The following is a 21,319-nucleotide window of genomic DNA, read 5'->3' on the forward strand; positions in this document are numbered from 1 at the left end:
ATAACTAATAACCAATAACCAATAACCATATAATGAACTTTACTGAAGCCATCCCAACCTTTGTAATTACTCTCCGTGAAGGCGTAGAAGCCGCCTTAGTCGTCGGAATTGTCCTAGCTTGCTTGAAAAAAGCCGACCAAACTCACCTCAATTCTTGGGTTTATGCAGGTATCGCAGCAGGCATTGCTGCTAGCGGTTTTGTCGGTGTTTTATTCAATGGATTGCTCGCAGCACTATCAACATCAAATCAGCCTTATGCACCCGTAATTAAACAGCTATTAGAAGGCGTATTGGGAATTTTTGCGATCGCCATGCTAAGCTGGATGCTAATTTGGATGACTCAGCAAGCCCGCTTTCTCAAAGCTGAAGTCGAAGGCGCCGTCACCGCCGCTTTAAAAGAAAATACTAATGCCGGTTGGGGCGTATTCGGATTAATATTTATCGCCGTACTTCGCGAAGGTTTTGAAACAGTTATATTTATCAGCGCTCAATTTCAACAAGGTTTAACTCCAGCTTTAGGTGCTGTGGGCGGTTTGCTTGGGGCTGCAATCATTGGTTCCCTAATTTTTAAATGGGGTGTCAAAATAGATATCCGCCAGTTTTTCAAATTTATGGGAATCTTATTATTGCTAATCGTCGCCGGTTTAGCAGTCTCTGCACTCAAACATTTTGACGCCTCCGCTGCCATTTTGTCCCAGACGGATAGCCAGTATGCAGCAATTTGTGTTTTTTACGATCGCACTGCACAACTCCACTCTTGTATTTTAGGCCCGATGGTGTGGAATGCAGCCGGAGTTTTGCCCGATCGACAATTTCCGGGAGTGATTCTCAAAGCGCTCTTTGGATACCGCGATCGAATCTATCTTTTGCAAGCTGTTGGTTATACAATATTCTTACTAACAGTCGGCGGTCTTTACTTCCAAAAATTAACCCCTCAAGCGACTCTTCCTACAAAAAATACTCAGCCTGCTCCCCCTCAGTAGCCTTAGCCTTAACTACCAGTTTTTATCCTTTTCTTGGCTGCTCCAAGGCAATCGTAAAAAAATCCTCTCAAATTTTCCGGCTGGGGGATTGATTATTTGAATTATGTATGATACTATTTAATAATGGCAATATAGTTTATTTTTTTGATAAATACTTATATTTCTATTATTTAATAATACCGTCAATAGCGACAAAAAGCAAGTGGCAATCTTCAAAAAAAAGAAAATTTTTTCACTAAACCTAACAAAATTTTAAAAGTTAACAACGAGCGGTTAACAGATGTCTCAAAAACGGGGCCTAAGTGTTACAGCATTTAAGCCGTATATTTCAATGACCCGTTATCGAGTCGCCAAATCCTCTATCCGAATTCCACTCTCTGGGTCGATCGCCACAGACAACCTCTGACACCCGCAGCAGCTTACCCTTAGCGCCATTGCCTGAAGTCCCAGGCAAACCCAGAATAAACCGGAAACTGTTCTTGTCGGCAAAAAATCGACTCCCAGCAAGATTTTTGGCGAACAGTTTTCTGATATGCGCTCAAGAGGGCTTATAATTAGTACAAGAATATTTACAGAACCCTAAAAGTTCTTAATGAACCTTATAATCCTTAATGCAGCTTAAAATTAAAAAATTGCTCCTTAAAGTTACCTGGAACCCCCAGAAGGCTGTAGCCTCCGCCATCTGGTTAGCGGTGAGATAAATGATGATGCCTCGGATACTTGTTATTGATGATGACGCGGCGATCGCCGAACTCGTAGCCGTCAACCTAGAAATGGCTGGCTACGAAGTCACCCAGGCAGAAGACGGCATCAAAGGTCAGGCACTAGCAATACAAATGCTCCCCGACCTGATCATGCTAGACCTGATGCTGCCTAGAGTAGACGGATTCACAGTGTGTCAGCGATTGCGGCGTGACGATCGCACCGCCGACATACCCGTCTTGATGTTGACAGCCTTAAGTCAAACTCAAGATAAAGTAGAAGGCTTCAACTCCGGCGCCGACGATTACCTGACCAAACCCTTTGAACTAGAAGAAATGCTGGCACGAGTGCGAGCCTTGCTGAGGCGCACAGACCGCATCCCCCAAGCTGCCAAACACTCAGAAATCCTGAATTACGGCCCGCTAACTCTTGTCCCCGAAAGGTTTGAAGCTGTTTGGTACGTTAATACCGTCAAACTGACTCACCTAGAGTTCGAGTTGCTGCACTGCTTGCTCCAGCGCCACGGTCAGACAGTCTCTCCCAGCGAAATTCTCAAAGAAGTCTGGGGCTACGACCCCGACGACGACATCGAAACAATTCGCGTACACATAAGACATCTGAGAACCAAGATGGAACCAGATCCCCGCCATCCTCGGTACATCAAAACCGTATACGGCGCGGGTTATTGTCTGGAATTGCCGAGCAACGAGCAAGTCGCCGAGGAAAGCAAATCCTCTGCTTGAGCTAGCGCCCCAGATGCGACGAGCAATTAAAAATCTAGCTAAAAAAGCCTGAGAGCAAGTGTTCTCAGGCTTTTGATTTGAAAGGAAGAAAGTTCGGCAACGGATTCTGTAACGGATTTAACGGATGTTAGGAATAATGCAGAATCTGTATCGAGGGCTTTGTACCCTGGAGGTTTTTGGTCAATTGCAACACCTTAGTAAAATTCTTTATCAATAAATCTAGATATATTTCACGATCGCTAAATCCATACCAATCAGAAAAACTCTGGTTATCGATCCCTCCGACTCCATGAAACCCTTATAAAACAGTCTTTTCCGCAGCCTTGTTACATATCTAAACCAAAATTAATGAAAAACTTTATCAAAAAGACTTGACTCAGCCAGCAAAATTGTTGATTATCTATATCAATAAGCTCCACAAGCTTAAGACTCAATTGACACTGTTCTCAAGAGGTAACTCGCCGTGACAAGCATGGCCAAAAAATCCTTCCCAGCCGAAGGAGAAACCTTTCCCTGGTGGGCCGGCAACGCCCGCTTAATCAACCTTTCCGGTCGCTTGCTGGGCGCTCACGTCGCCCAAGCCGGCCTCATAGTCCTCTGGGCGGGAGCCTATAGCCTGTTTGAGCTTTCGCGATTCAACCCAGAATTACCCATGTACGAACAAGGCTTGATTCTGCTACCAAACCTAGCCAGACTCGGCTTAGGTGTCGGAGCCGGAGGCAAAATTGTCGATACTTATCCGTACTTTCAAATTGGTGTCGTACACCTCATCAGCTCAGCCTTTCTCGGCTTCGGCGGCATCTTCCACTCCCTCAAAGGGCCAGCCACCCTCGAAGAAAAAACTCCTTTCTTCGGCTACAGATGGGAAGACAAAGACAAAATGACCACCATCTTAGGCATCCACCTAGTTTTGTTAGGTATTGGAGCCTTCTTGTTGGTGGCCAAAGCAATGTATTTCGGTGGTTTGTATGATACCACGATCGGGCAAGTGCGCGTTATTTCGGAACCGACTTTCAACCCGACTGTGATTTTTGGCTACCTGTTCGGTGCAGGCGGCAAAAACTGGATTGCCTCCGTTAACAACCTCGAAGATGTTGTCGGCGGCCATATCTGGGTAGGAATTCTCTGCATAGTCGGCGGGTTGTGGCACATTCGCACCAAGCCTTTTGCCTGGACAGAAAACCTGTTCGTCTGGTCAGGAGAAGCTTATCTCTCTTACAGTCTCGGCGCTTTAGCTTTAATGGGCTTCATCGCCGCCTACTTTGTCTCAGCCAACACCCTGGTTTACCCAGTTGAATTCTTCGGCCCAGCTTTAAAAATTGGCATCCAGCAATATCCCTATTTCGACAGTGGAGAAGTTTTGACTTCTCGAACTTGGCTAGCAAATTCGCACTTCTGGTTAGCCTTCTTCTTTTTGCAAGGACATATTTGGCACGCTTTACGAGCAGCAGGATTTGACTTCCGCAAAGGCGAAGTCGCGAACCAAGTTGCAGCGAATGCGGCCAGTTAATCAGAATTTACGCGCGGGGGTCAAAAACCCGGTTTCTGCACCAACATTTCTCGAAAAAAGCGACGACTTTTGTGAGAAACCGGGTTTTTTGGGCAACTCCAATTCACCGAAATTAGAGGAAAGCGAAAATGCAAGCAATAGCTGAACCGAATTTAATCCCAGAACCGGAAAACTCCGAAAACGAGTATGGCTGGTGGGCTGGTAACGCCCGTTTCACAGAATTTTCAGGACGTATTTTAGGAGCTCACGTAGCTCACGCAGGTTTGATTGTACTCTGGGCAGGGGCAATGACCCTGTTTGAAATTTCCAATTTCAATCCGCAGCAGCCCATGTACGACCAAGGTTTAATCCTGCTGCCACATTTGGCAAGTTTGGGTTTAGGAGTAGGTAAAGGCGGTCAAATTGTTGATGTCTATCCCTATTTTGCGATCGGAGTTGTGCATTTAATTAGCTCCGCAGTTCTTGGTGCCGGCGGCCTTTACCACTCCTTGCTCGGCCCGAAAGTATTGCCACAAAACAACACTTTCTTTGGTTCCTTCGGCTACGACTGGGAAGACAAAGATAAGATGACCAGCATCATCGGCATTCACCTATTACTATTAGGTGCTGGTGCTTGGCTGCTAGTCGCAAAAGCTTTATTTTGGGGAGGTCTTTACGATCCCCACGTCGCGGATGTACGGATAATTAGCGAACCAACCCTCAATCCCGCCCGCATCTTTAGCTATCTCTTGCCCGTACACGGCCCGGAAGGAATGGCAGCAGTTGACAACTTAGAAGATGTTGTCGGCGGTCACATTTATGTTGGCTTGCTGTGCATCATTGGCGGTTTCTGGCATATCTTCACCAAGCCTTTTGCTTGGGCCCAGCGAGTCCTATTTTGGTCGGGAGAAGCTTACCTTTCTTACAGCCTAGGCGCTCTGGCTTACATGGGCTTTTTGGCAGCCTACTTTGTGACGGTAAATGACACAGTTTATCCAGAAGTTTTCTACGGCCCTGTGGGTTTGACAGGCCCCGAAGCCACAGTAGTTTCTTCGCGGACTTGGCTGGCAACAAGCCACTTTATCTTAGCGATTTTGGCGCTTTCCGGTCATATTTGGCACGCCCTGCGCGTTCGTACAAAAGCGGCGGGGTTTGATTTTCGATCGGGCGAATTTGTAACGGCAACTCCTGCTATGGTTCCAGTTGCAAGTGCAACGACAACCGTAAGTTTTTCTGACACGACTGTAACTTTTTTGCGGAATTTGCCGATTTACCGCAAGGGATTGTCTCCCATAGTTAGGGGATTAGAAGTTAGCTTGGCTCACGGCTATTTCCTGGTAGGAGCTTTTGCAGTATTGCTGCCTTTGCAAGAAAAAGGTTTAGCACCTCTGGCAGCATTGCTGGCAACACTGGCATTAGTCTTGATTTTAGCAATGGGCCTCTCGATTTACGAGAATCGGAACATCGAAGCAGGTAAAGTTCTTTACTGGCACAAAACCTCGGAAGATTGGAGTTTATTCCGGGGCGGTTTTTTGCTCGGAGGTACGAGCGGAGCTTTCCTTGCTTATTTGCTGCTAGACAATTTTGCTGGCATTGATGCAATTTTCCGAGGAGTTGTGAACTGAGTTCAAAATAGAATCTGAATCCAATTTAAGCAAGAAATTAGAACTTTGTTTCTTGCTTAAATTGGCTCATTTCTGGATTTGTATGTAGTGTTGAGAAAATCACCCTATGACTGTTTTTATTTGCTGTTTCTGTATCGGGACTGTGATGGTTCTGTTTTTGTGCAGTATTTCGGTAGCGCTGCGAGAAGGATTCCACCAAATTCGGCGACTGCATCAAATTCCGTGTTCGGATTGCGAGTTTTTTACTAATGACTACCGTCTCAAGTGTACCGTGCGGCCATCTGTTGCCTGTACTGAAGATGCCATCGGCTGTACTGACTTTGAACCGAAAACTTGTTTTGCCAATTCCTGTCAGCGACATTGCTCCAGACTTCACAAAGCTTATACAGAAATACCGACAACTAATTCTCCAATTACATCTGCCGAAATTCTTTCTTCCTAACATCCGTTAAATCCGTTACAGAATCCATTGCCGAACTTCCTGACATCCGTTAAATTCATTACAGAATCCGTTGCCGAACTTCTTCCTTCACAAATATGAATTTATACAGTCCTAACTCACTTAAACTCGAACTAAACCAGAGGGGTTGCCGCTTGACACCCCAGCGAGAAACTATTTTGAGCGTCTTTCAAAATCTGCGGCAAGGCAATCATTTGAGTGCCGAAGAGTTATATAAAACTTTACAGAATCAAGGAGAAGGAATTGGCTTATCTACTGTTTATAGAACACTGCATTTATTAGCCAGAATTGGAATTTTGCGCGAACTAGAATTAGCAGAAGGACACAAACACTACGAACTAAATTTGCCTGAATTGCACCACCACCATCACCTGGTTTGCATTCAGTGTCACAAGACTTTTGAGTTTAGCGATGAATCGATTTTAAAGATTGGTAAGAAACAAGTTGAAAAAGCTGGTGTAGAACTGCTAGACTGTCAATTAACTGTGCGTGCTGTTTGTTTGGAAGCCTTGCGGGAGGGATGGCCTTCTTTGTTGCCGAGCAATTGGTCCTGTCCGAGATATCATTCAGAACTTGAGGATAAGGTTAGTTAAGTTGGATGAAATAAACCACGGGAATTGGTTATTGGTCATTGATAATTGGTCATTGATAATTGATAATTTCTTGTTAGTTATACCGTTTTGAAAAAAATCAACAAAAGATTTGCTGGGTTTGTTTCGTCCACCTAATGTGCAAGGTGCGTCGCTATGAGATTATAGGTTAAATTTACGGATTGTTCGCAAGCGACACACCCTACGAATACTCATGACTACTGCCAACTGCCAACTCACTAATGACTTAAGTTGTACTCAAGCAACCTCTGAATCGAAACGTTGGTGTTCCATGCGGAATACGTTAGCGTACAAACTAGCAACAATCTGTTTGCCTTCCTGCGTCAACTGCAAATAACCGAGAGATTCGCTGATGTGAGGATAAATTCCACTCCAGTAAAACTTAGAGTAGCTTTGCAGCAAGTCGCCCGGATGTCGGTATCCCAAAACTTTAGTAGCACCGCTTTCTTCCAACTCGTAAAACAGCGCGCCAATTTTTTGTAAATATTGTGGGTTGCTGAGCTGACCTATCAAGTCAGCACCGCGAACTAAACTAGAATAATTACCTGCATCTTGGTCAATGTTGCCGTCAAGCACCGAGAAACGAGTTTGTTCTATGTTTTGCTTAATTATCTCAGCATTAATTAGCTTGTGGTTGCCGAAGCGCTCGTCAATGAATAGTTTTGCTCTGTCAACTCGGTAAGGAGATAAACTAGCCGCTGTTGCACCAGGAGCAAGTGCAATTCTCATGCCATCTTTTCCGGTAGCATACAATCCTGCTGATGCTTGGTCTTCTCGGCAAACTCCTTTGACATATCCGATATCTTGGCACAGCAAAGAAATGATGAAGTGCAGCCAATTTTCACAGGAGACTCCGCCCTTGCGAATGTGTTTTCCCCGCAAAATTTCTTGACCGACCAAGGTAATACAAATGGCGTGTTCTGTATTGTGATAAAGAGCGTCGCTGCTGGCAATGTTTTCTAACGCCATTGCCCCCACCCAGGCAATAATATCGGCATAGTCGGATTTGTAGCCTCCGTAAGTGCGGCTGTATCCGTTCTCTAGTTGTTTGATGAAAGCCTCGATCAGCAGTTCTGTAGAATTAAACATACCCTGTCCTTTTCCTTTAATATTGCCTGTCAAGTGTGATGAGTCTTATTTGAGTCTCTATATAATATAATTTATATATGATTTTATGGATGAGATTTTAACTCAAAACTCAAAACTAACTCACCTGCGTTGTTGGCGCTTGCCTTTGGAGGTAATATCAACACTCCAAACGCCACTTAGTCCATGACTAAAAGCCATCCCCGTCGGACTGCATAGAGCAGTCTGCTAACAATTTTTAGCTCGTCTGAACTTTTTAAAGTTTCAGAATTAATTTCGTATTGAATTTGGTGGAACACCGTCCGATCTATCTTACCGGATTTCCAAATATTCAAGTAAAGTTCGGAAATTGTACTTTCAGGAATATAAGTTTTGGTTTTCATCTGCGCTCAACTAAATGTATATTGCTTATTATCAGGTAATTTTATATAACTTTATGTGATGTCGATCTCTCTGAGGCTGTGATGCGATCGCACGGTAGAGTTGATGGGCGTCTCGGAAAAATGGTGGTTCGATATTTCGATCGCGATCGATTTTGCACCGCTGCTGTGACCCTCTTCAAAGTTGGGCTTCAATATATAATGCCACATATGTATTGGTACGACGGGCGATCGCCGCATCCCAACTTCCAGCAAACAAGCAAGAAAGTTCGCCCGCCGTGGAAATTTCTTGCCAAAAAAACTCGAGTCGTGTACTATATAGAGTCTGGTATCCTCACTTACCCATAATTATTTTCATTTATCCCGTCCCCCCACAGGGGAAGGGACTTTCAGTGCGGATGCCGCCAAATCACTATATTCAGCAAAAAGCTAGAAATGCCGTAACTCATGCCCACTATTCAGCAACTCATCCGTTCAGCACGGGAACAAACGCAGAAAAAAACCAAATCGCCAGCTCTCAAGAGTTGCCCCCAGCGCCGCGGAGTTTGCACCAGAGTGTACACGACCACCCCGAAAAAACCCAACTCGGCGCTGCGGAAAGTGGCTCGGGTACGGCTGACCTCTGGTTTTGAAGTGACAGCCTACATCCCCGGGATCGGTCACAACTTGCAAGAACACTCGGTAGTAATGATCCGGGGCGGTAGGGTAAAAGATTTACCCGGAGTTAGATACCACATCATTCGCGGTACATTAGACACCGCCGGAGTGAAAGACCGCAAGCAAGGTCGTTCCAAGTACGGGGCCAAGCGTCCTAAAGAGAAAAAATAACGCGGATTTCGCCCGATCGCCGGAGTTAAGAAGCAAAAATAAATCCGATCGTCGATCGAGATTTGAGCTAAAAACTCCCAATTCAATCAATCAAAATCAAAAATCCCAAATAGAACTATGTCTCGCCGCACAGTTATTCAAAAACGTCCAGTTCCGCCAGATCCAACCTACAACAGCCGGTTGGTAAGCATGATGGTGAGACGGATCATGCAGCACGGCAAAAAATCCGTGGCCTCCAGCATAGTCTACGACGCCCTCAAAACCATCCAGGAACGCACAGGAGCCGAACCGTTAGACTTGTTTGAAAAAGCAGTCAAAAACGCTACACCCCTGGTAGAAGTCAAAGCCCGCCGGGTAGGTGGCGCTACATACCAAGTGCCGATGGAAGTACGTTCCGATCGCGGAACTACCCTCGCCCTCCGTTGGCTGATCAGATTTGCCCGCGCCCGCACAGGCCGCTCGATGGCAGCTAAACTGGCTAACGAACTGATGGATGCAGCTAACGAAACCGGTAGTGCAATTCGCAAGCGCGAAGAAACACACCGTATGGCAGAAGCTAACAAGGCTTTTGCTCACTACCGTTACTAATTGCCAACTAGGGCATGGAGAAAAGGTCGATCGCGCAGCATAAAAGCATCGGGCGATCAATTAAAAAGTGTAAATTTTGAGTATTGAGATTGCTTCTCCAGGGACAATGCTGCCGGCCATTCGTGAAGCAAACTCAAAACTCCCAAAGTAAAAATTCACCCTGTCTCTGAATCCTCCATGTCGCATCCTTAATATTTTTGTAAACAAATGTTGCAAACAATATTAAAATGTAACAATAAGCTCAATAAACTTATGTTGTAAGTCGATTGGGAGTGCAAAATAAGGTTACTGTGTAGTATAATAGTATTATAACAGCAACACAAGATTAAGGAGGTAGCTGTGGTACGTATCGTCCCGCTAGAAAAAACTCGCAACATCGGCATCGCCGCCCACATTGACGCGGGCAAAACAACAACAACAGAAAGAATTCTGTTCTATTCTGGCATGGTTCACAAAATGGGTGAAGTGCACGATGGAACAACAATTATGGACACGATGGCGCAAGAGCGAGAGCGGGGAATTACGATTACTGCTGCCGCTATCACCACCACTTGGAAAGAGCACAAAATCAACATCATCGACACTCCCGGACACGTAGACTTCACGATCGAAGTAGAACGTTCCATGCGAGTGCTTGACGGAGTGATCGCAGTATTCTGCTCGGTAGGCGGAGTGCAACCACAATCGGAAACAGTTTGGCGGCAAGCCGATCGGTATAAAGTACCGCGAATCGTGTTTGTCAACAAAATGGATCGAATGGGCGCGAACTTCTACAAAGTCTATGCTCAAATTTGCGATCGGATGAGAGCGAACGCTGTACCCATCCAAATCCCGATCGGCAGTGAGGAAAACTTCCGGGGAATTGTAGACCTAGTGCAAATGAAAGCCTATATCTACAAGAACAACATCGGCACTGATATCGAGGAAGTAGAAATCCCCGATGAAGTCAAAGAGCTAGCTGCCCAATATCGCACCAAGCTGATCGAATCCGTAGCAGAAACCAGCGACGCCCTTACCGAGAAATACCTCGAAGGTGTAGAACCAACCGAAGACGAAATCCGTTTGGCCCTGCGCCACGGTACTGTCGCAGGTACGATCGTCCCCATGCTGTGCGGTTCGGCATTCAAAAACAAAGGCGTTCAGTTGTTGTTGGATGCAGTCATCGACTACCTGCCGTCGCCCTTGGAAGTTCCCCCAATTCAAGGACTCCTACCCAACGGCGAGACAGCAGAGCGCTTTGCCGACGACAACGCCCCGCTGTCAGCCCTGGCATTCAAAATCATGGCAGACCCCTACGGTCGCCTGACCTTCCTCCGCGTTTACTCCGGTGTCCTCAAAAAAGGTAGCTACGTCCTCAACTCCACCAAAGACAAAAAAGAGCGGGTTTCTCGCCTAATTGTACTCAAAGCGGACGATCGGATAGACGTAGAAGAACTCCGCGCCGGAGACTTGGGAGCAGCCTTGGGTCTGAAAGACACCTTCACAGGCGATACCATCTGTGAAGAAGGCTCGGAAGTGATTCTGGAGTCCCTGTTCATTCCCGAACCGGTCATTTCGGTGGCGGTAGAACCGAAAACCAAACAAGATATGGAGAAGCTCTCCAAAGCCCTCCAGTCCCTCTCGGAAGAAGACCCCACCTTCCGAGTCAATGTTGACCCAGAAACCAATCAGACAGTCATCGCCGGCATGGGCGAACTGCACTTGGAAATTTTGGTAGACAGGATGCTGCGCGAATTCAAAGTAGAAGCCAACGTGGGTCAGCCCCAAGTAGCCTACCGAGAAACCGTTCGCAAAGCCGTTCGCGCCGAAGGTAAATTTATCCGCCAAAGCGGTGGTAAAGGTCAGTACGGTCACGTCGTGATCGAACTAGAACCCGCTGAAGAGGGAACCGGCTTTGAATTTGTCTCCAAAATTGTCGGTGGCACTGTACCGAAAGAGTACATCAATCCGGCAGCACAAGGGATGAAAGAAGCCTGCGAATCAGGTATTCTAGCAGGATATCCCGTGATCGACCTCAGAGCTACTATGGTAGACGGGTCTTTCCACGATGTAGACTCTTCAGAAATGGCATTTAAGATCGCCGGTTCAATGGCAATCAAAGAAGCCGTGATGAAGGCGTCGCCAGTGCTGCTAGAGCCTATGATGAAGGTAGAGGTTGAAGTTCCCGAAGATTACATCGGGAACGTCATCGGAGACCTCAACTCGCGTCGGGGTCAGATCGAAGGTCAAGAGACGGATCAGGGAATTGCCAAAGTTTCTGTAAAAGTTCCACTAGCAGAAATGTTCGGTTACGCTACTGACATCCGCTCAAAAACCCAAGGTCGAGGCATCTTCACAATGGAATTCAGCCATTACGAAGAAGTGCCGCGAAATGTGGCTGAAGCCATTATCGCTAAGAACAAAGGGAACTAATGATTTAAGGTTTTAGATTTTGGATTTTGGATTGAATCCAAAATCTAGAATCTAAAATCTCAAGTCTAAAATCGCTAAAAAAAACAAGGAACAGATCGAGAATGGCACGCGCAAAATTTGAACGGACTAAACCCCACGTAAACATCGGCACAATCGGTCACGTTGACCACGGCAAAACAACTTTGACCGCGGCGATTACGATGACTCTATCTGCACTGGGTCAAGCAAAGGCTAAGAACTACGCCGATATCGACGCTGCGCCCGAAGAAAAAGCACGGGGTATTACGATTAATACCGCTCACGTAGAATACGAAACCACAGGTCGTCACTACGCCCACGTGGATTGCCCCGGACACGCTGACTATGTGAAAAACATGATCACCGGTGCTGCTCAAATGGACGGCGGCATCCTAGTAGTGTCAGCGGCAGACGGCCCCATGCCTCAAACTCGCGAACACATCCTGCTAGCTAAGCAAGTTGGCGTTCCCAGCTTGGTTGTCTTCTTGAACAAAGAAGACATGGTGGATGACGCTGAACTTTTGGAATTGGTAGAACTGGAAGTTCGCGAACTTTTGAGCTCTTACGATTTTCCTGGCGATGACATCCCCATCGTGACTGGTTCGGGCTTGAAAGCTCTCGAAGCAATGCTTGCTAATCCGAAGACTGTCAAGGGCGAAAATGAGTGGGTTGACAAGATTTACAAGCTGATGGAAGAAGTAGATGCTTACATCCCTACTCCAGAACGCGAAATTGACAAGCCTTTCTTGATGGCTGTAGAAGACGTATTCTCGATTACTGGTCGGGGTACTGTGGCTACTGGTCGGATTGAGCGCGGCAGTGTCAAAGTCGGCGAAACAGTCGAAGTGATTGGTCTTAAGGACACTCGCAGCACTACAGTGACTGGTGTGGAAATGTTCACCAAGTCCTTGGATGAAGGCTTGGCCGGCGACAACGTGGGTCTACTTCTCCGGGGTATTTTGAAGGCTGATATTGAAAGAGGCATGGTAATTGCCAAGCCAAAATCCATCAGTCCTCACACTCAGTTTGAATCTGAAGTTTACATTCTGAAGAAGGAAGAAGGCGGCCGTCACACGCCATTTTTCTCTGGCTACCGTCCTCAATTCTACGTCCGTACAACTGACGTAACCGGTACAATCATGCAGTTCACTGCTGATGACGGTTCGGAAGCTGAAATGGTGATGCCAGGTGACCGGATCAAAATGACTGTCGATCTGATTCACCCGATCGCGATCGAACAAGGAATGCGCTTCGCAATTCGTGAAGGCGGCCGCACCGTCGGCGCCGGCGTTGTTTCCAAAATCCTCAAGTAGGAATCCGCTAACAGCCGTGATAGCAGAAAAGCCGACAAAAGTCAATAGGCTTTTCTGCTATTTAGTGAGTAGTTAGTAGTTATTGGTTAGTAGTTATTGGTTAGTAGTTATTGGTTAGTAGTTATTGGTTAGTAGTTATTGATTAAATATTCGATAATAAAGAACAAATAACAAGTAACAAAGAACAAATAACAAGTAACAAAGAACAAATAACAAAGAACAAAAAATAAACTGAACCTAGAAAATTAAAGAAACCAAAATGGCAGCTATCCAACAACAAAAAATTCGCATTCGCCTCAAAGCTTTCGATCGCCGAATTCTCGACGCATCCTGCGAAAAGATTGTAGATACAGCAAATCGGACAGCAGCCACTGCGATCGGCCCGATTCCCCTACCGACAAAACGACGGATTTATTGCTTGCTGCGATCGCCCCACGTAGACAAAGATTCTCGCGAACACTTTGAAACCCGCACGCACCGCCGCATCATCGACATTCACCAGCCTTCTGCTAAAACAATTGACGCTTTGATGAAATTGGATTTGCCAGCAGGCGTAGATATTGAAGTCAAGCTGTAGATTGACAGTTTGAGAAATAACAAGAGAAGGAACAATGGAAAAATACATTGTTCCTTTTTTTTATCAAATTCTTAATGAAAATTTCCCGATTGCAATGGTGACGCGCGGGTGGCTAGAAACCGGGTTTTTACGAAAATTGTTGGTAACAGCGCGGAAACTCAAAAAAACCCGGTTTCTTAGATTAGGCGCGGGTGGCCAGAAACCGGGTTTTTACGAGAATTCTTGGTAACAGCGAAAAAACTCAAAAAAACCCGGTTTCTTAGATTAGGCGCGGGTGGCCAGAAACCGGGTTTTTACGAAAATTGTTGGTAACAGCGCAGAAACTCAAAAAAACCCGGTTTCTTAGATTAGGCGCGGGTGGCCAGAAACCGGGTTTTTACGAAAATTGTTGGTGACAGCGTAGAAACCCATAAAAACCCGGTTTCTTAGATTCCTCACGGGTGGCCAGAAACTGTAACTGTCAACAGTCAACTCCTATAACTCCCCACCAAGCAAAAAATCCTGTCACAATAAATGAAGACTACGGAGAGATCGAGGGTATGACGAGAGAGGAGTTGTTGCAGTTAATCGATCGAGCAGCCTCAGAGGGCTCCAAAGTATTGGATTTGTCGGGGTTGGGGTTGGAGGAATTGCCGCCGGAGATTGGCAAGTGCACGCAGCTTCAGCGTTTGATTTTGGGGAAGTGGATTGATGAAGATGAATTTGATGAATATGAAGGCTTGGGCAACAAGTTGACGGCATTGCCTCGTGAAATCGGTCAGCTTACCAATCTCAAAATTTTACAGCTTGGTTTTAACGCCTTATCCAGTTTGCCTGATGAAATGAGTCAACTGGTGAATCTCAAGGCGTTGCATTTGCCTAAAAATCAGTTTACTCAACTGCCCGATTGTATTTTTCAGTTACATCAGCTTGTTTATCTGGGATGTCGGGAAAACCAAATTTCTATACTGCCACCACAAATTCAAAACCTGAAGCTACTGGAAACACTGGGACTGGGAGAAAATCAGCTTCAATGTTTGCCAGATGAAATCGGAACGCTGCAATATCTGAAAGGTTTTTACCTGTGGGGAAATCCCATAGAGTCTCTGCCTGAAAGTTTCGGCAAATTGGAGAACCTTCGGACTTTCTCTCTGTCCAAAATGGCGCTGCGAGAGATTCCTGAAATAATTGGTAAATTTTCTAAGCTGCGATGTTTGCAGATTCGGGATTCACAGATTACAGAAATTCCCGAAGTTCTGGGGAAACTGTCGAATTTGACGCAGCTTTACCTCATTGGCAATCAGATTACAGAAATTCCCGAAGTTCTGGGGAAACTGTCGAATTTGACGCAGCTTTACCTCAGTTTCAATCAGATTACAGAAATTCCCGAAGTTCTGGGGAAACTGTCGAATTTGACGCAGCTTTACCTCAGTTTCAATCAGATAACGGAAATTCCCGAATCTCTGTGCAAAATGAAGAAGCTGCAACAATTGGATTTGCGGGGTAATCCGATACCAATTCCGCCGGAAATCCTGGGCGAAAAGGAATTTTATAAAAATCCTGGCGATTTGCGTACCATCCTCGATTTCTACTTCCAAACTCGTGACCCCAATGCTACCGAAGAACTCAACGAAGCCAAACTTTTGATTGTCGGCGAAGGCGAAGCAGGCAAAACCACCCTAGCAAACAAACTCCTCAACCCCGACTACCAACTCAAAGAACGAGAACCCACCACCGAAGGCATCGATGTCCTATCCTGGGAATTCCCCCAAGCCAACGGCAAACCTTTCCGTGTTCACCTCTGGGACTTTGGCGGACAGGAAATCTACCACGCCACCCACCAATTTTTCCTCACCGAACGTTCTGTGTACGTCCTCCTCGTCGATAACCGCCGCCAAAACCCCAACCTCTGCTACTGGCTGAGAATCATCGAACTCCTCAGCAACGGCAGTCCCGTCTTCCTCGTCCACAACGAAAAACAAGACATCCGCTGCGAAATCAACATCTCCCAACAACGGCATGACTTTCCCAACCTAGAAAAAGATTTCCCTACCAATCTCGCCACCAATCGCGGACTTGAAGCCCTCCAACGCGCCCTGCAAAACCGCATCGCTACCCTCGAACACATCAGCACGCCCATCCCCAAACGCTGGGCAAACGTCCGCTATGTTTTGGAAAACTATTCCCAACGCCAAACCCATATCGAAGTAGGTGAATTTTTCAACATCTGCGCTGGCCAAGGCTTCAAAAAATCCGATAAAACTGCGATGCTGAGTCTCAGCAAATACCTCCACGACTTGGGTATTATCCTGCATTTCCAAAAAGACCCCATCCTCAAAAACATAGTCATCCTGCGTCCCGAATTGGCAACCAACGCTGTTTACAAACTCATCGGCAACAAAAAAGTCACCGACAATGGAGAAGTCACAGATAACGCAGAAATCATCGCTAACTGCGGGTATTTCACCCGAGAAAATCTCAAGCAAATCTGGCGCGACAGAGAATACCAAGACTTGCACGACGAACTGCTGCACTTGATGAAACACTTCAAATTGTGTTACGAAATCCCCTGCAAACCCGGACAATACATCGCCCCGCAACTTCTCCCCCTCGAAACGCCCAATTACGACTGGGACGATACCGATAACCTGATTTTGCGTTACGAATACGACTTCATGCCCAAAGGCATCATTACCCGATTCATCGTAGAAATGCACTTGTTAATCTACCGCCCTCAATCCGATTTACCAAACGGAAAGGGTGATATTGTCTGGCGTGATGGAGTCATCCTCGCCGACAATTACGCCAAAGCCGAAGTTATCGAAAGTTACCACCAACGAGAAATCCGCATTCGAGTTTCCGGCAACCATAAAAAATCTCTTTTAGACCGCATCCGCCACGAACTCTGGAAAATTCATGCTACTTATGACGATCGCCTAAAATACCAAGAATTCATCCCCTGCAATTGTCACCAATGCCAAGGCAGCCAAGACCCTCACCTCTACGATTTTGAAAAGCTGCGCCGCCGTTTGGCAAACCACCGCTACGAAGTCGAATGCGAAAAATCTTATCAAATGGTTCAGGTGCGCCGCTTAATGGCAGATTTCCCCGACAATTCGGAACGATGGAAAGAAACAGAGCGAATTTCTGGAATCAAGCAAGCTGAATCTGTAGATTCTGCTACTAATGTTATCATGAATATCAGCATCGACGGTAAAAAAATGACTCAAAATTCTCCTCAAAATAACAACTTTTCCGGCGCACAAATCGGCAGCGTAGCTATCGCGAATGAAGTCAAAGACAGCGCCCAACAAACAGCCTCTGGTGGCATTCAAATTAATAACGCCAATACGGCAGAAATTTTCAAACTAATTTCATCAATGCGCGAAACCGCAATGCAGTTTCCTGAAGATATTCGAGATGATATAATTATCGATATTCAAGATGTCGAAACTGAAATTAATAAACCGAAAGATCGATGGGATAGACCGAGATTAAAGAAATGCTTAAAAGGTATTGCAGCAGGGGCGGCTGCGATCGGAGTTGGGATTGCAGGTGCTGTAGACTTGGCTAATAGTACGATCGACCTCGGTGACAAAGTGGGTATTGAAGTTCAAGTACCTTGGGCGCGGTAAATTAGATTCGAGATAAGTTCGTAGTGCGGACTTTAGTCCGTAAAATTTCAGCGGACTGAAGTCCGCACTACAAACTGTCCGCACTACAAACTGCACTACAAACTGCCCGATCGCCCGCACTGCATTTTCCGCCGATCGCTCCTGCCCCGGAATTGCTCAAATCAGTTAAAGTAAGAAAAAGAAGCGCAAGTACCGTCACCTTTGAGCGACAATGGCATCCTCCTCCTCTGTAGCAGTTCGCGAACTCCCGTTATTTCCCTTGCCGGAAGTGGTTCTATTTCCAGGTAGACCCCTGCCGCTGCAAATTTTCGAGTTTCGCTATCGAATTATGATGAATACGATTCTGGAGGGCGATCGCCGTTTCGGTGTGCTCATGTGGGATCCGAACCAAAACAAAGTCTCAGCCGTTGGCTGTTGCGCCGAAGTCATTCACTGTCAGCGCCTCCCGGACGATCGCATGAAAATCATGACTCTCGGACAGCAACGGTTCCGAGTCCTCGACGCCGTTCGGGAAAAACCCTATTTAGTCGGTTTAGTAGAATGGATTGAAGACGAACCGCCGCAACAAGATCTCCGATCTTTGGGCAAAGAAGTCGAACAACTGCTTCGCGATGTAGTTCGCCTCTCTAGCAAATTGATGGATCAGCCGATCGACCTACCCGAAGACATTCCCAGTTTGCCCACAGAACTATCCTACTGGGTAGCCAGCTACCTTTACGGTGCAGCGACAGAACAGCAAACTCTCTTAGAATTGCAAGATACAGCAGCGAGATTGGAACGCGAAACCGAAATTTTAACTTCCACTCGCAATCACTTGGCCGCAAGGACTGTACTCAAAGATACCCTCAAGTAGTCAATTTTCATAGAACTGAAGCATCCTCAGTTCTGCCTCGGATAACAACTCTTTCCGAGGCGAGAGTCCCAAACATTGTGCGATCGCAAAAACGCCGATTTTCAACTTGTTGTTCCCAAAAGCAAAGGGAAGGGCTGGGAACTGTTAGCAGCCGACAGTGCTATAACTGTCAACTGTCAACTGTCAACTGTCAACTGCTATAAGTGCTTGTGTTAGAAAATCTCGACCAACCGAAACCCTACGATGCAGTTAGAGGCGGTCAAATGCCGCCTCCGGTGGGCGGTGTGGTACTCGGCGGACTAGCAGGAGTCAGACACCGACTGTCTAGTTCAGTCAGCGAACATCGGATTGCAGCGCTAAAGGAAGCCTTGAATTACGGCGATGCAGGCTTAAAAATAGTCATCAAAATTTGTCAAAGCGAAACAGGGCCCGTGCAGCGGGTGGCCTGCGATTTGCTGCGAGAAAGGCTGAGTGCGATCGCCCGCGAAAAATTAGAAGCCTTCGTACCTGCAAGTTTAGATTCAGAAACAGCGGCAGACAGAACTCAAAAAATCTTAAAGAACTCAGCCAGTAAAGTCTCAGAAAAAGGTGATCGGCAGTTATCAGAAGCACAGTTAATATTTGAGACAACTGTGCAGCAGATGGAACCCAATTTGTTGCTCTTAGAAGCATTAGTAGCCTCTGTAGAACGCCAAGACTTTACCAGCGAACTGATGAATTTTTGGGATTTATTAATCTTAGAAATTCAGGAACCTCTCAAAGAACTTCGTCAGGCTGTTGGTAGCGCGATTTCAGCCCAACTGCGGATTCAGTGGCAGTACAATCAATCTGAATCCCAAGCCAATCAGTGGCAGCAGCGAGCTTTGCTAGCTCTTCAGAAAGGCGATGAGAACTCCGTTCGACAAGCCTGGGTTCGCAAGCAAATAGAGTTGGATAAGGTAGCAAAAGTGAAGATTGATTTAGACGACCAAACTGTACGAGTAGAAACTCTCAACCGCAATTTGCTAGCTTTGGAAAGTAAGATTGCCGAAGCTAATTCTAAGAAAGAAATACTCAAGATGCAGGTTCATTTTTCTAAGGTACAGGAGCAAATTAACTGCACTTTCAGCCAAATGAATACTATATTTTTTAGTCCTTAGCTGTTCGGATTGTGTGCGGATATATTGTTTGATTTCAGACTTGTCTGATGCAAAACTGAATCGCCCCGCTTAAATTTGTGGTGTCATCTAACTTAGCGCCTTCGCGGTTAGCTCCGCACAAAAATGCCCCGCTAAAATTAGCACCGCGCAAATCAGCTTCTCTCAAATCTGCATCCTGAAGGTTACTTTCAGACAAAAATGCTCCTCTCAAGTTGGCTCTTCTGAGACTTGCTCCCCGCAGTTTTACCTCACTGAGATTTGCTCCTTCGAGATTGGCTTCATCCAAGCAAGCATCTATCAGGTTGGCTTCCATCAGGTTGGCTTTATACAAGTTTGCCCCGGTTAAGTTGACACCAATCATTTTGGTATCTCCCAAGTTGGCATTTGCCAGGTTTGCATTAATCAGATCTGCCCCTGTTAATCTGGCACGAGTTAGCTTCGATCCCCTGAGATCTGCCCCATTCAGATCCGCCATGAGCAGACAAGCATTTTCGAGGTTTGCACCAATTAAGTTAGCCCCACTTAGATCTGCTTCAGATAGAATTATGTCTTTTAAGTTGGCACAGGCAAGGCAAATATGAAGGAGGTAAGCTTGTGACAGGGAAGCACCTATTAAGTTGGATTCGTGAAAATCTCTTTCTCCGGCTGCATATCGCTTGAGAAGTTCATCAGTATTCATCTCGCTAGCCCCCTAAGTATTAATTAGAATTATACTACTGACAGTACAGTGTAGCAACCAAAGATTTTTAAAGTTTCCGTGTGTTTTTTTAACTCTTCTAGTGCCGATCGCACTAATGTAGAACAAACATCGGCTTCCACGTCCATAAAGAAAATATATTCTCCGAGCGATCGCTTAGTCGGCCGAGATTCAATGCGACTTAAATTAATACCCCGACTGGCAAATACTTGCAAAGGTTTTACCAGTGTTCCAGGCATATTAGCAGGTACGCTAAAAGCTAGTGACGTGTGAGTACAATTCGCCGAAGTTGAATCTAGGTGCGAGTTAGCCGCTAGTGTGGCGCCGGATGTCATTGATGACTCGTGGGATTCTGCGAAGTTTCCTAATTTTCCTGCATCGGAGCCAAGTACCCAAAATCGAGTGTAATTGTCGGGATAATCATTAATCGGGCTCGCTAGCACTGGCAATTTGTAGAGTTCGGCGGCTCTTGGCGAAGAGATTGCCGCTATACTGCTATCTTCTAGATAGTGCAACGCTTCCGTCGTTGAATTAGCCGGAATCAACTGAGCCTGTGGGATAAACTCCGCCAACCACAATTGACACTGAGCTAGGGCTTGCGGGTGAGAGTAAACTTTTTGAATCTCGTTAAAATTTTGAGCATTTGACAGCAGCGCGTGGGAAATCGGCAAAACCAGGGCGTGTTTAATTCGCAGTGCATCCAGCCGCCACAGGGTATCGAGGGTGACAGTGACGCTACCTTCTATGGAATTTTCTACCGGCACAATTGAGCAATCAACCACCCCGGAGGCAGATGCCTCTAGTGCCTGAGATATGGTGGAATAAGGATACAGCGTGCATTCGGAGTTAGTTTCCCGGCTCAACCAATTGACATAAGCCTGAGCTGCTGTTTCTGCATTGGTACCTACAGGGCCGAGATGTGCAATGGAAATTTTCATAATAATCGGCAATTTTGCGTTACAAATGTTTGCTTTACTCTCATCAGCCAGCAAGTATGATGAAAAAAATAGCCTGAGTCCCGAAAGCTTTTATCAGTTATTTTTCGGATGACATGGCGGGAGTGAGCGAGTTAATGCGCGACTCATATCCCCTTAAAAAAGTTATAGTTTATCAGAAAACTGGGTTAAAAACCCCGTCTTTTAAGACGGCTTTGGATTTAAGTTTTTCTGTGATAACATACTATGAGTAGTTTGGTAAGGAA

At 46.0% G+C, this 21,319-nt stretch carries 21 protein-coding genes; 15 read left to right on the plus strand and 6 right to left on the minus strand.

Translation table 11 applies throughout. The annotated features are described in order from the left end of the window. The first annotated feature begins 32 nt into the window (after positions 1 to 32). On the plus strand, positions 33 to 983 hold the full coding sequence (locus QZ918_RS04530; protein ID WP_293331610.1) for an FTR1 family iron permease: 951 nt from the start codon (positions 33 to 35) through the stop codon (positions 981 to 983). Between the two features lie 339 nt (positions 984 to 1,322). On the opposite strand, the gene QZ918_RS04535 is transcribed toward QZ918_RS04530, so the two are convergent. Beyond that, entirely contained in the window at positions 1,323 to 1,472 is a 150-nt protein-coding gene (locus QZ918_RS04535; protein WP_293331613.1) for a hypothetical protein, read from the minus strand. 218 nt (positions 1,473 to 1,690) lie between these two features. On the opposite strand from QZ918_RS04535, the gene rpaA reads away from it, so the two are divergent. The 5 genes from rpaA to QZ918_RS04565 all read left to right on the plus strand — a co-directional run bounded on the left by rpaA (position 1,691) and on the right by QZ918_RS04565 (position 6,595). Continuing rightward, positions 1,691 to 2,428 carry a two component system response regulator RpaA gene (rpaA, locus tag QZ918_RS04540; RefSeq protein WP_293153650.1) on the plus strand — a complete coding sequence of 246 codons (738 nt, stop codon included), beginning with the start codon at positions 1,691 to 1,693 and terminating at the stop codon, positions 2,426 to 2,428. Between the two features lie 472 nt (positions 2,429 to 2,900). After that, a complete protein-coding gene (locus QZ918_RS04545; RefSeq protein WP_293331616.1) occupies positions 2,901 to 3,938 on the plus strand; it encodes a chlorophyll a/b binding light-harvesting protein in 1,038 nt (345 codons plus the stop codon). A 128-nt stretch (positions 3,939 to 4,066) separates the two neighbouring features. Further along, positions 4,067 to 5,542, plus strand: coding sequence for a chlorophyll a/b binding light-harvesting protein (locus QZ918_RS04550; protein ID WP_527250386.1), 1,476 nt, complete (start codon positions 4,067 to 4,069; stop codon positions 5,540 to 5,542). 106 nt (positions 5,543 to 5,648) lie between these two features. Further along, positions 5,649 to 5,984, plus strand: a complete 336-nt coding sequence (locus tag QZ918_RS04560; RefSeq protein WP_293153599.1) for a hypothetical protein — start codon at positions 5,649 to 5,651, stop codon at positions 5,982 to 5,984. 95 nt (positions 5,985 to 6,079) lie between these two features. After that, the gene (locus QZ918_RS04565; protein ID WP_293153601.1) at positions 6,080 to 6,595 is read left to right on the plus strand and encodes a ferric uptake regulation protein; all 516 of its coding nucleotides are present in this window, start codon (positions 6,080 to 6,082) and stop codon (positions 6,593 to 6,595) included. 255 nt (positions 6,596 to 6,850) lie between these two features. On the opposite strand, the gene QZ918_RS04570 is transcribed toward QZ918_RS04565, so the two are convergent. From QZ918_RS04570 to QZ918_RS04580, 3 genes are all read right to left on the minus strand, one after another. Beyond that, positions 6,851 to 7,702, minus strand: coding sequence for an Npun_R2479 family HD domain-containing metalloprotein (locus QZ918_RS04570; protein WP_293186982.1), 852 nt, complete (start codon positions 7,700 to 7,702; stop codon positions 6,851 to 6,853). A gap of 176 nt (positions 7,703 to 7,878) precedes the next feature. After that, the gene (locus QZ918_RS04575; protein ID WP_293153605.1) at positions 7,879 to 8,082 is read right to left on the minus strand and encodes a hypothetical protein; all 204 of its coding nucleotides are present in this window, start codon (positions 8,080 to 8,082) and stop codon (positions 7,879 to 7,881) included. A gap of 51 nt (positions 8,083 to 8,133) precedes the next feature. Further along, positions 8,134 to 8,334, minus strand: a complete 201-nt coding sequence (locus QZ918_RS04580) for a hypothetical protein (protein ID WP_293331619.1) — start codon at positions 8,332 to 8,334, stop codon at positions 8,134 to 8,136. A 192-nt stretch (positions 8,335 to 8,526) separates the two neighbouring features. On the opposite strand from QZ918_RS04580, the gene rpsL reads away from it, so the two are divergent. The 9 genes from rpsL to QZ918_RS04625 all read left to right on the plus strand — a co-directional run bounded on the left by rpsL (position 8,527) and on the right by QZ918_RS04625 (position 19,421). Then, complete coding sequence (gene rpsL, locus QZ918_RS04585) at positions 8,527 to 8,907, plus strand: 30S ribosomal protein S12 (protein ID WP_006632197.1); 381 nt, start codon at positions 8,527 to 8,529, stop codon at positions 8,905 to 8,907. Between the two features lie 117 nt (positions 8,908 to 9,024). Continuing rightward, positions 9,025 to 9,495 (plus strand): 30S ribosomal protein S7, encoded by a 471-nt coding sequence (gene rpsG / locus QZ918_RS04590; RefSeq protein ID WP_006632196.1) that lies wholly within the window; start codon positions 9,025 to 9,027, stop codon positions 9,493 to 9,495. A 339-nt stretch (positions 9,496 to 9,834) separates the two neighbouring features. Next, entirely contained in the window at positions 9,835 to 11,907 is a 2,073-nt protein-coding gene (gene fusA, locus QZ918_RS04595; protein WP_293331622.1) for an elongation factor G, read from the plus strand. Between the two features lie 101 nt (positions 11,908 to 12,008). Continuing rightward, positions 12,009 to 13,238, plus strand: coding sequence for an elongation factor Tu (gene tuf, locus QZ918_RS04600; protein ID WP_293153609.1), 1,230 nt, complete (start codon positions 12,009 to 12,011; stop codon positions 13,236 to 13,238). Positions 13,239 to 13,497: 259 nt separating this feature from the next. Then, entirely contained in the window at positions 13,498 to 13,815 is a 318-nt protein-coding gene (gene rpsJ / locus QZ918_RS04605) for a 30S ribosomal protein S10 (protein WP_015174046.1), read from the plus strand. Between the two features lie 440 nt (positions 13,816 to 14,255). Continuing rightward, the gene (locus QZ918_RS04610) at positions 14,256 to 17,429 is read left to right on the plus strand and encodes a leucine-rich repeat domain-containing protein (RefSeq protein ID WP_293331625.1); all 3,174 of its coding nucleotides are present in this window, start codon (positions 14,256 to 14,258) and stop codon (positions 17,427 to 17,429) included. A 211-nt stretch (positions 17,430 to 17,640) separates the two neighbouring features. Continuing rightward, the gene (locus tag QZ918_RS04615; RefSeq protein ID WP_293153621.1) at positions 17,641 to 18,282 is read left to right on the plus strand and encodes an LON peptidase substrate-binding domain-containing protein; all 642 of its coding nucleotides are present in this window, start codon (positions 17,641 to 17,643) and stop codon (positions 18,280 to 18,282) included. Between the two features lie 75 nt (positions 18,283 to 18,357). Next, a complete protein-coding gene (locus tag QZ918_RS04620) occupies positions 18,358 to 18,498 on the plus strand; it encodes a hypothetical protein (RefSeq protein ID WP_293331628.1) in 141 nt (46 codons plus the stop codon). After that, positions 18,486 to 19,421 carry a PspA/IM30 family protein gene (locus QZ918_RS04625; protein ID WP_293331631.1) on the plus strand — a complete coding sequence of 312 codons (936 nt, stop codon included), beginning with the start codon at positions 18,486 to 18,488 and terminating at the stop codon, positions 19,419 to 19,421. Before QZ918_RS04620 ends, QZ918_RS04625 begins: the two co-directional genes overlap by 13 nt. A gap of 34 nt (positions 19,422 to 19,455) precedes the next feature. Here the strand turns inward: QZ918_RS04625 and QZ918_RS04630 are convergent, their stop codons facing one another. Further along, the gene (locus QZ918_RS04630; protein ID WP_293331634.1) at positions 19,456 to 20,100 is read right to left on the minus strand and encodes a pentapeptide repeat-containing protein; all 645 of its coding nucleotides are present in this window, start codon (positions 20,098 to 20,100) and stop codon (positions 19,456 to 19,458) included. A 29-nt stretch (positions 20,101 to 20,129) separates the two neighbouring features. After that, positions 20,130 to 21,056 carry a prephenate dehydratase gene (gene pheA / locus QZ918_RS04635; protein WP_293153630.1) on the minus strand — a complete coding sequence of 309 codons (927 nt, stop codon included), beginning with the start codon at positions 21,054 to 21,056 and terminating at the stop codon, positions 20,130 to 20,132. Positions 21,057 to 21,319: the final 263 nt, after the last annotated feature.

Origin of the sequence: Microcoleus sp. CAWBG58, from assembly GCF_020883045.1 — a bacterium.
GTDB lineage: Bacteria > Cyanobacteriota > Cyanobacteriia > Cyanobacteriales > Microcoleaceae > Microcoleus.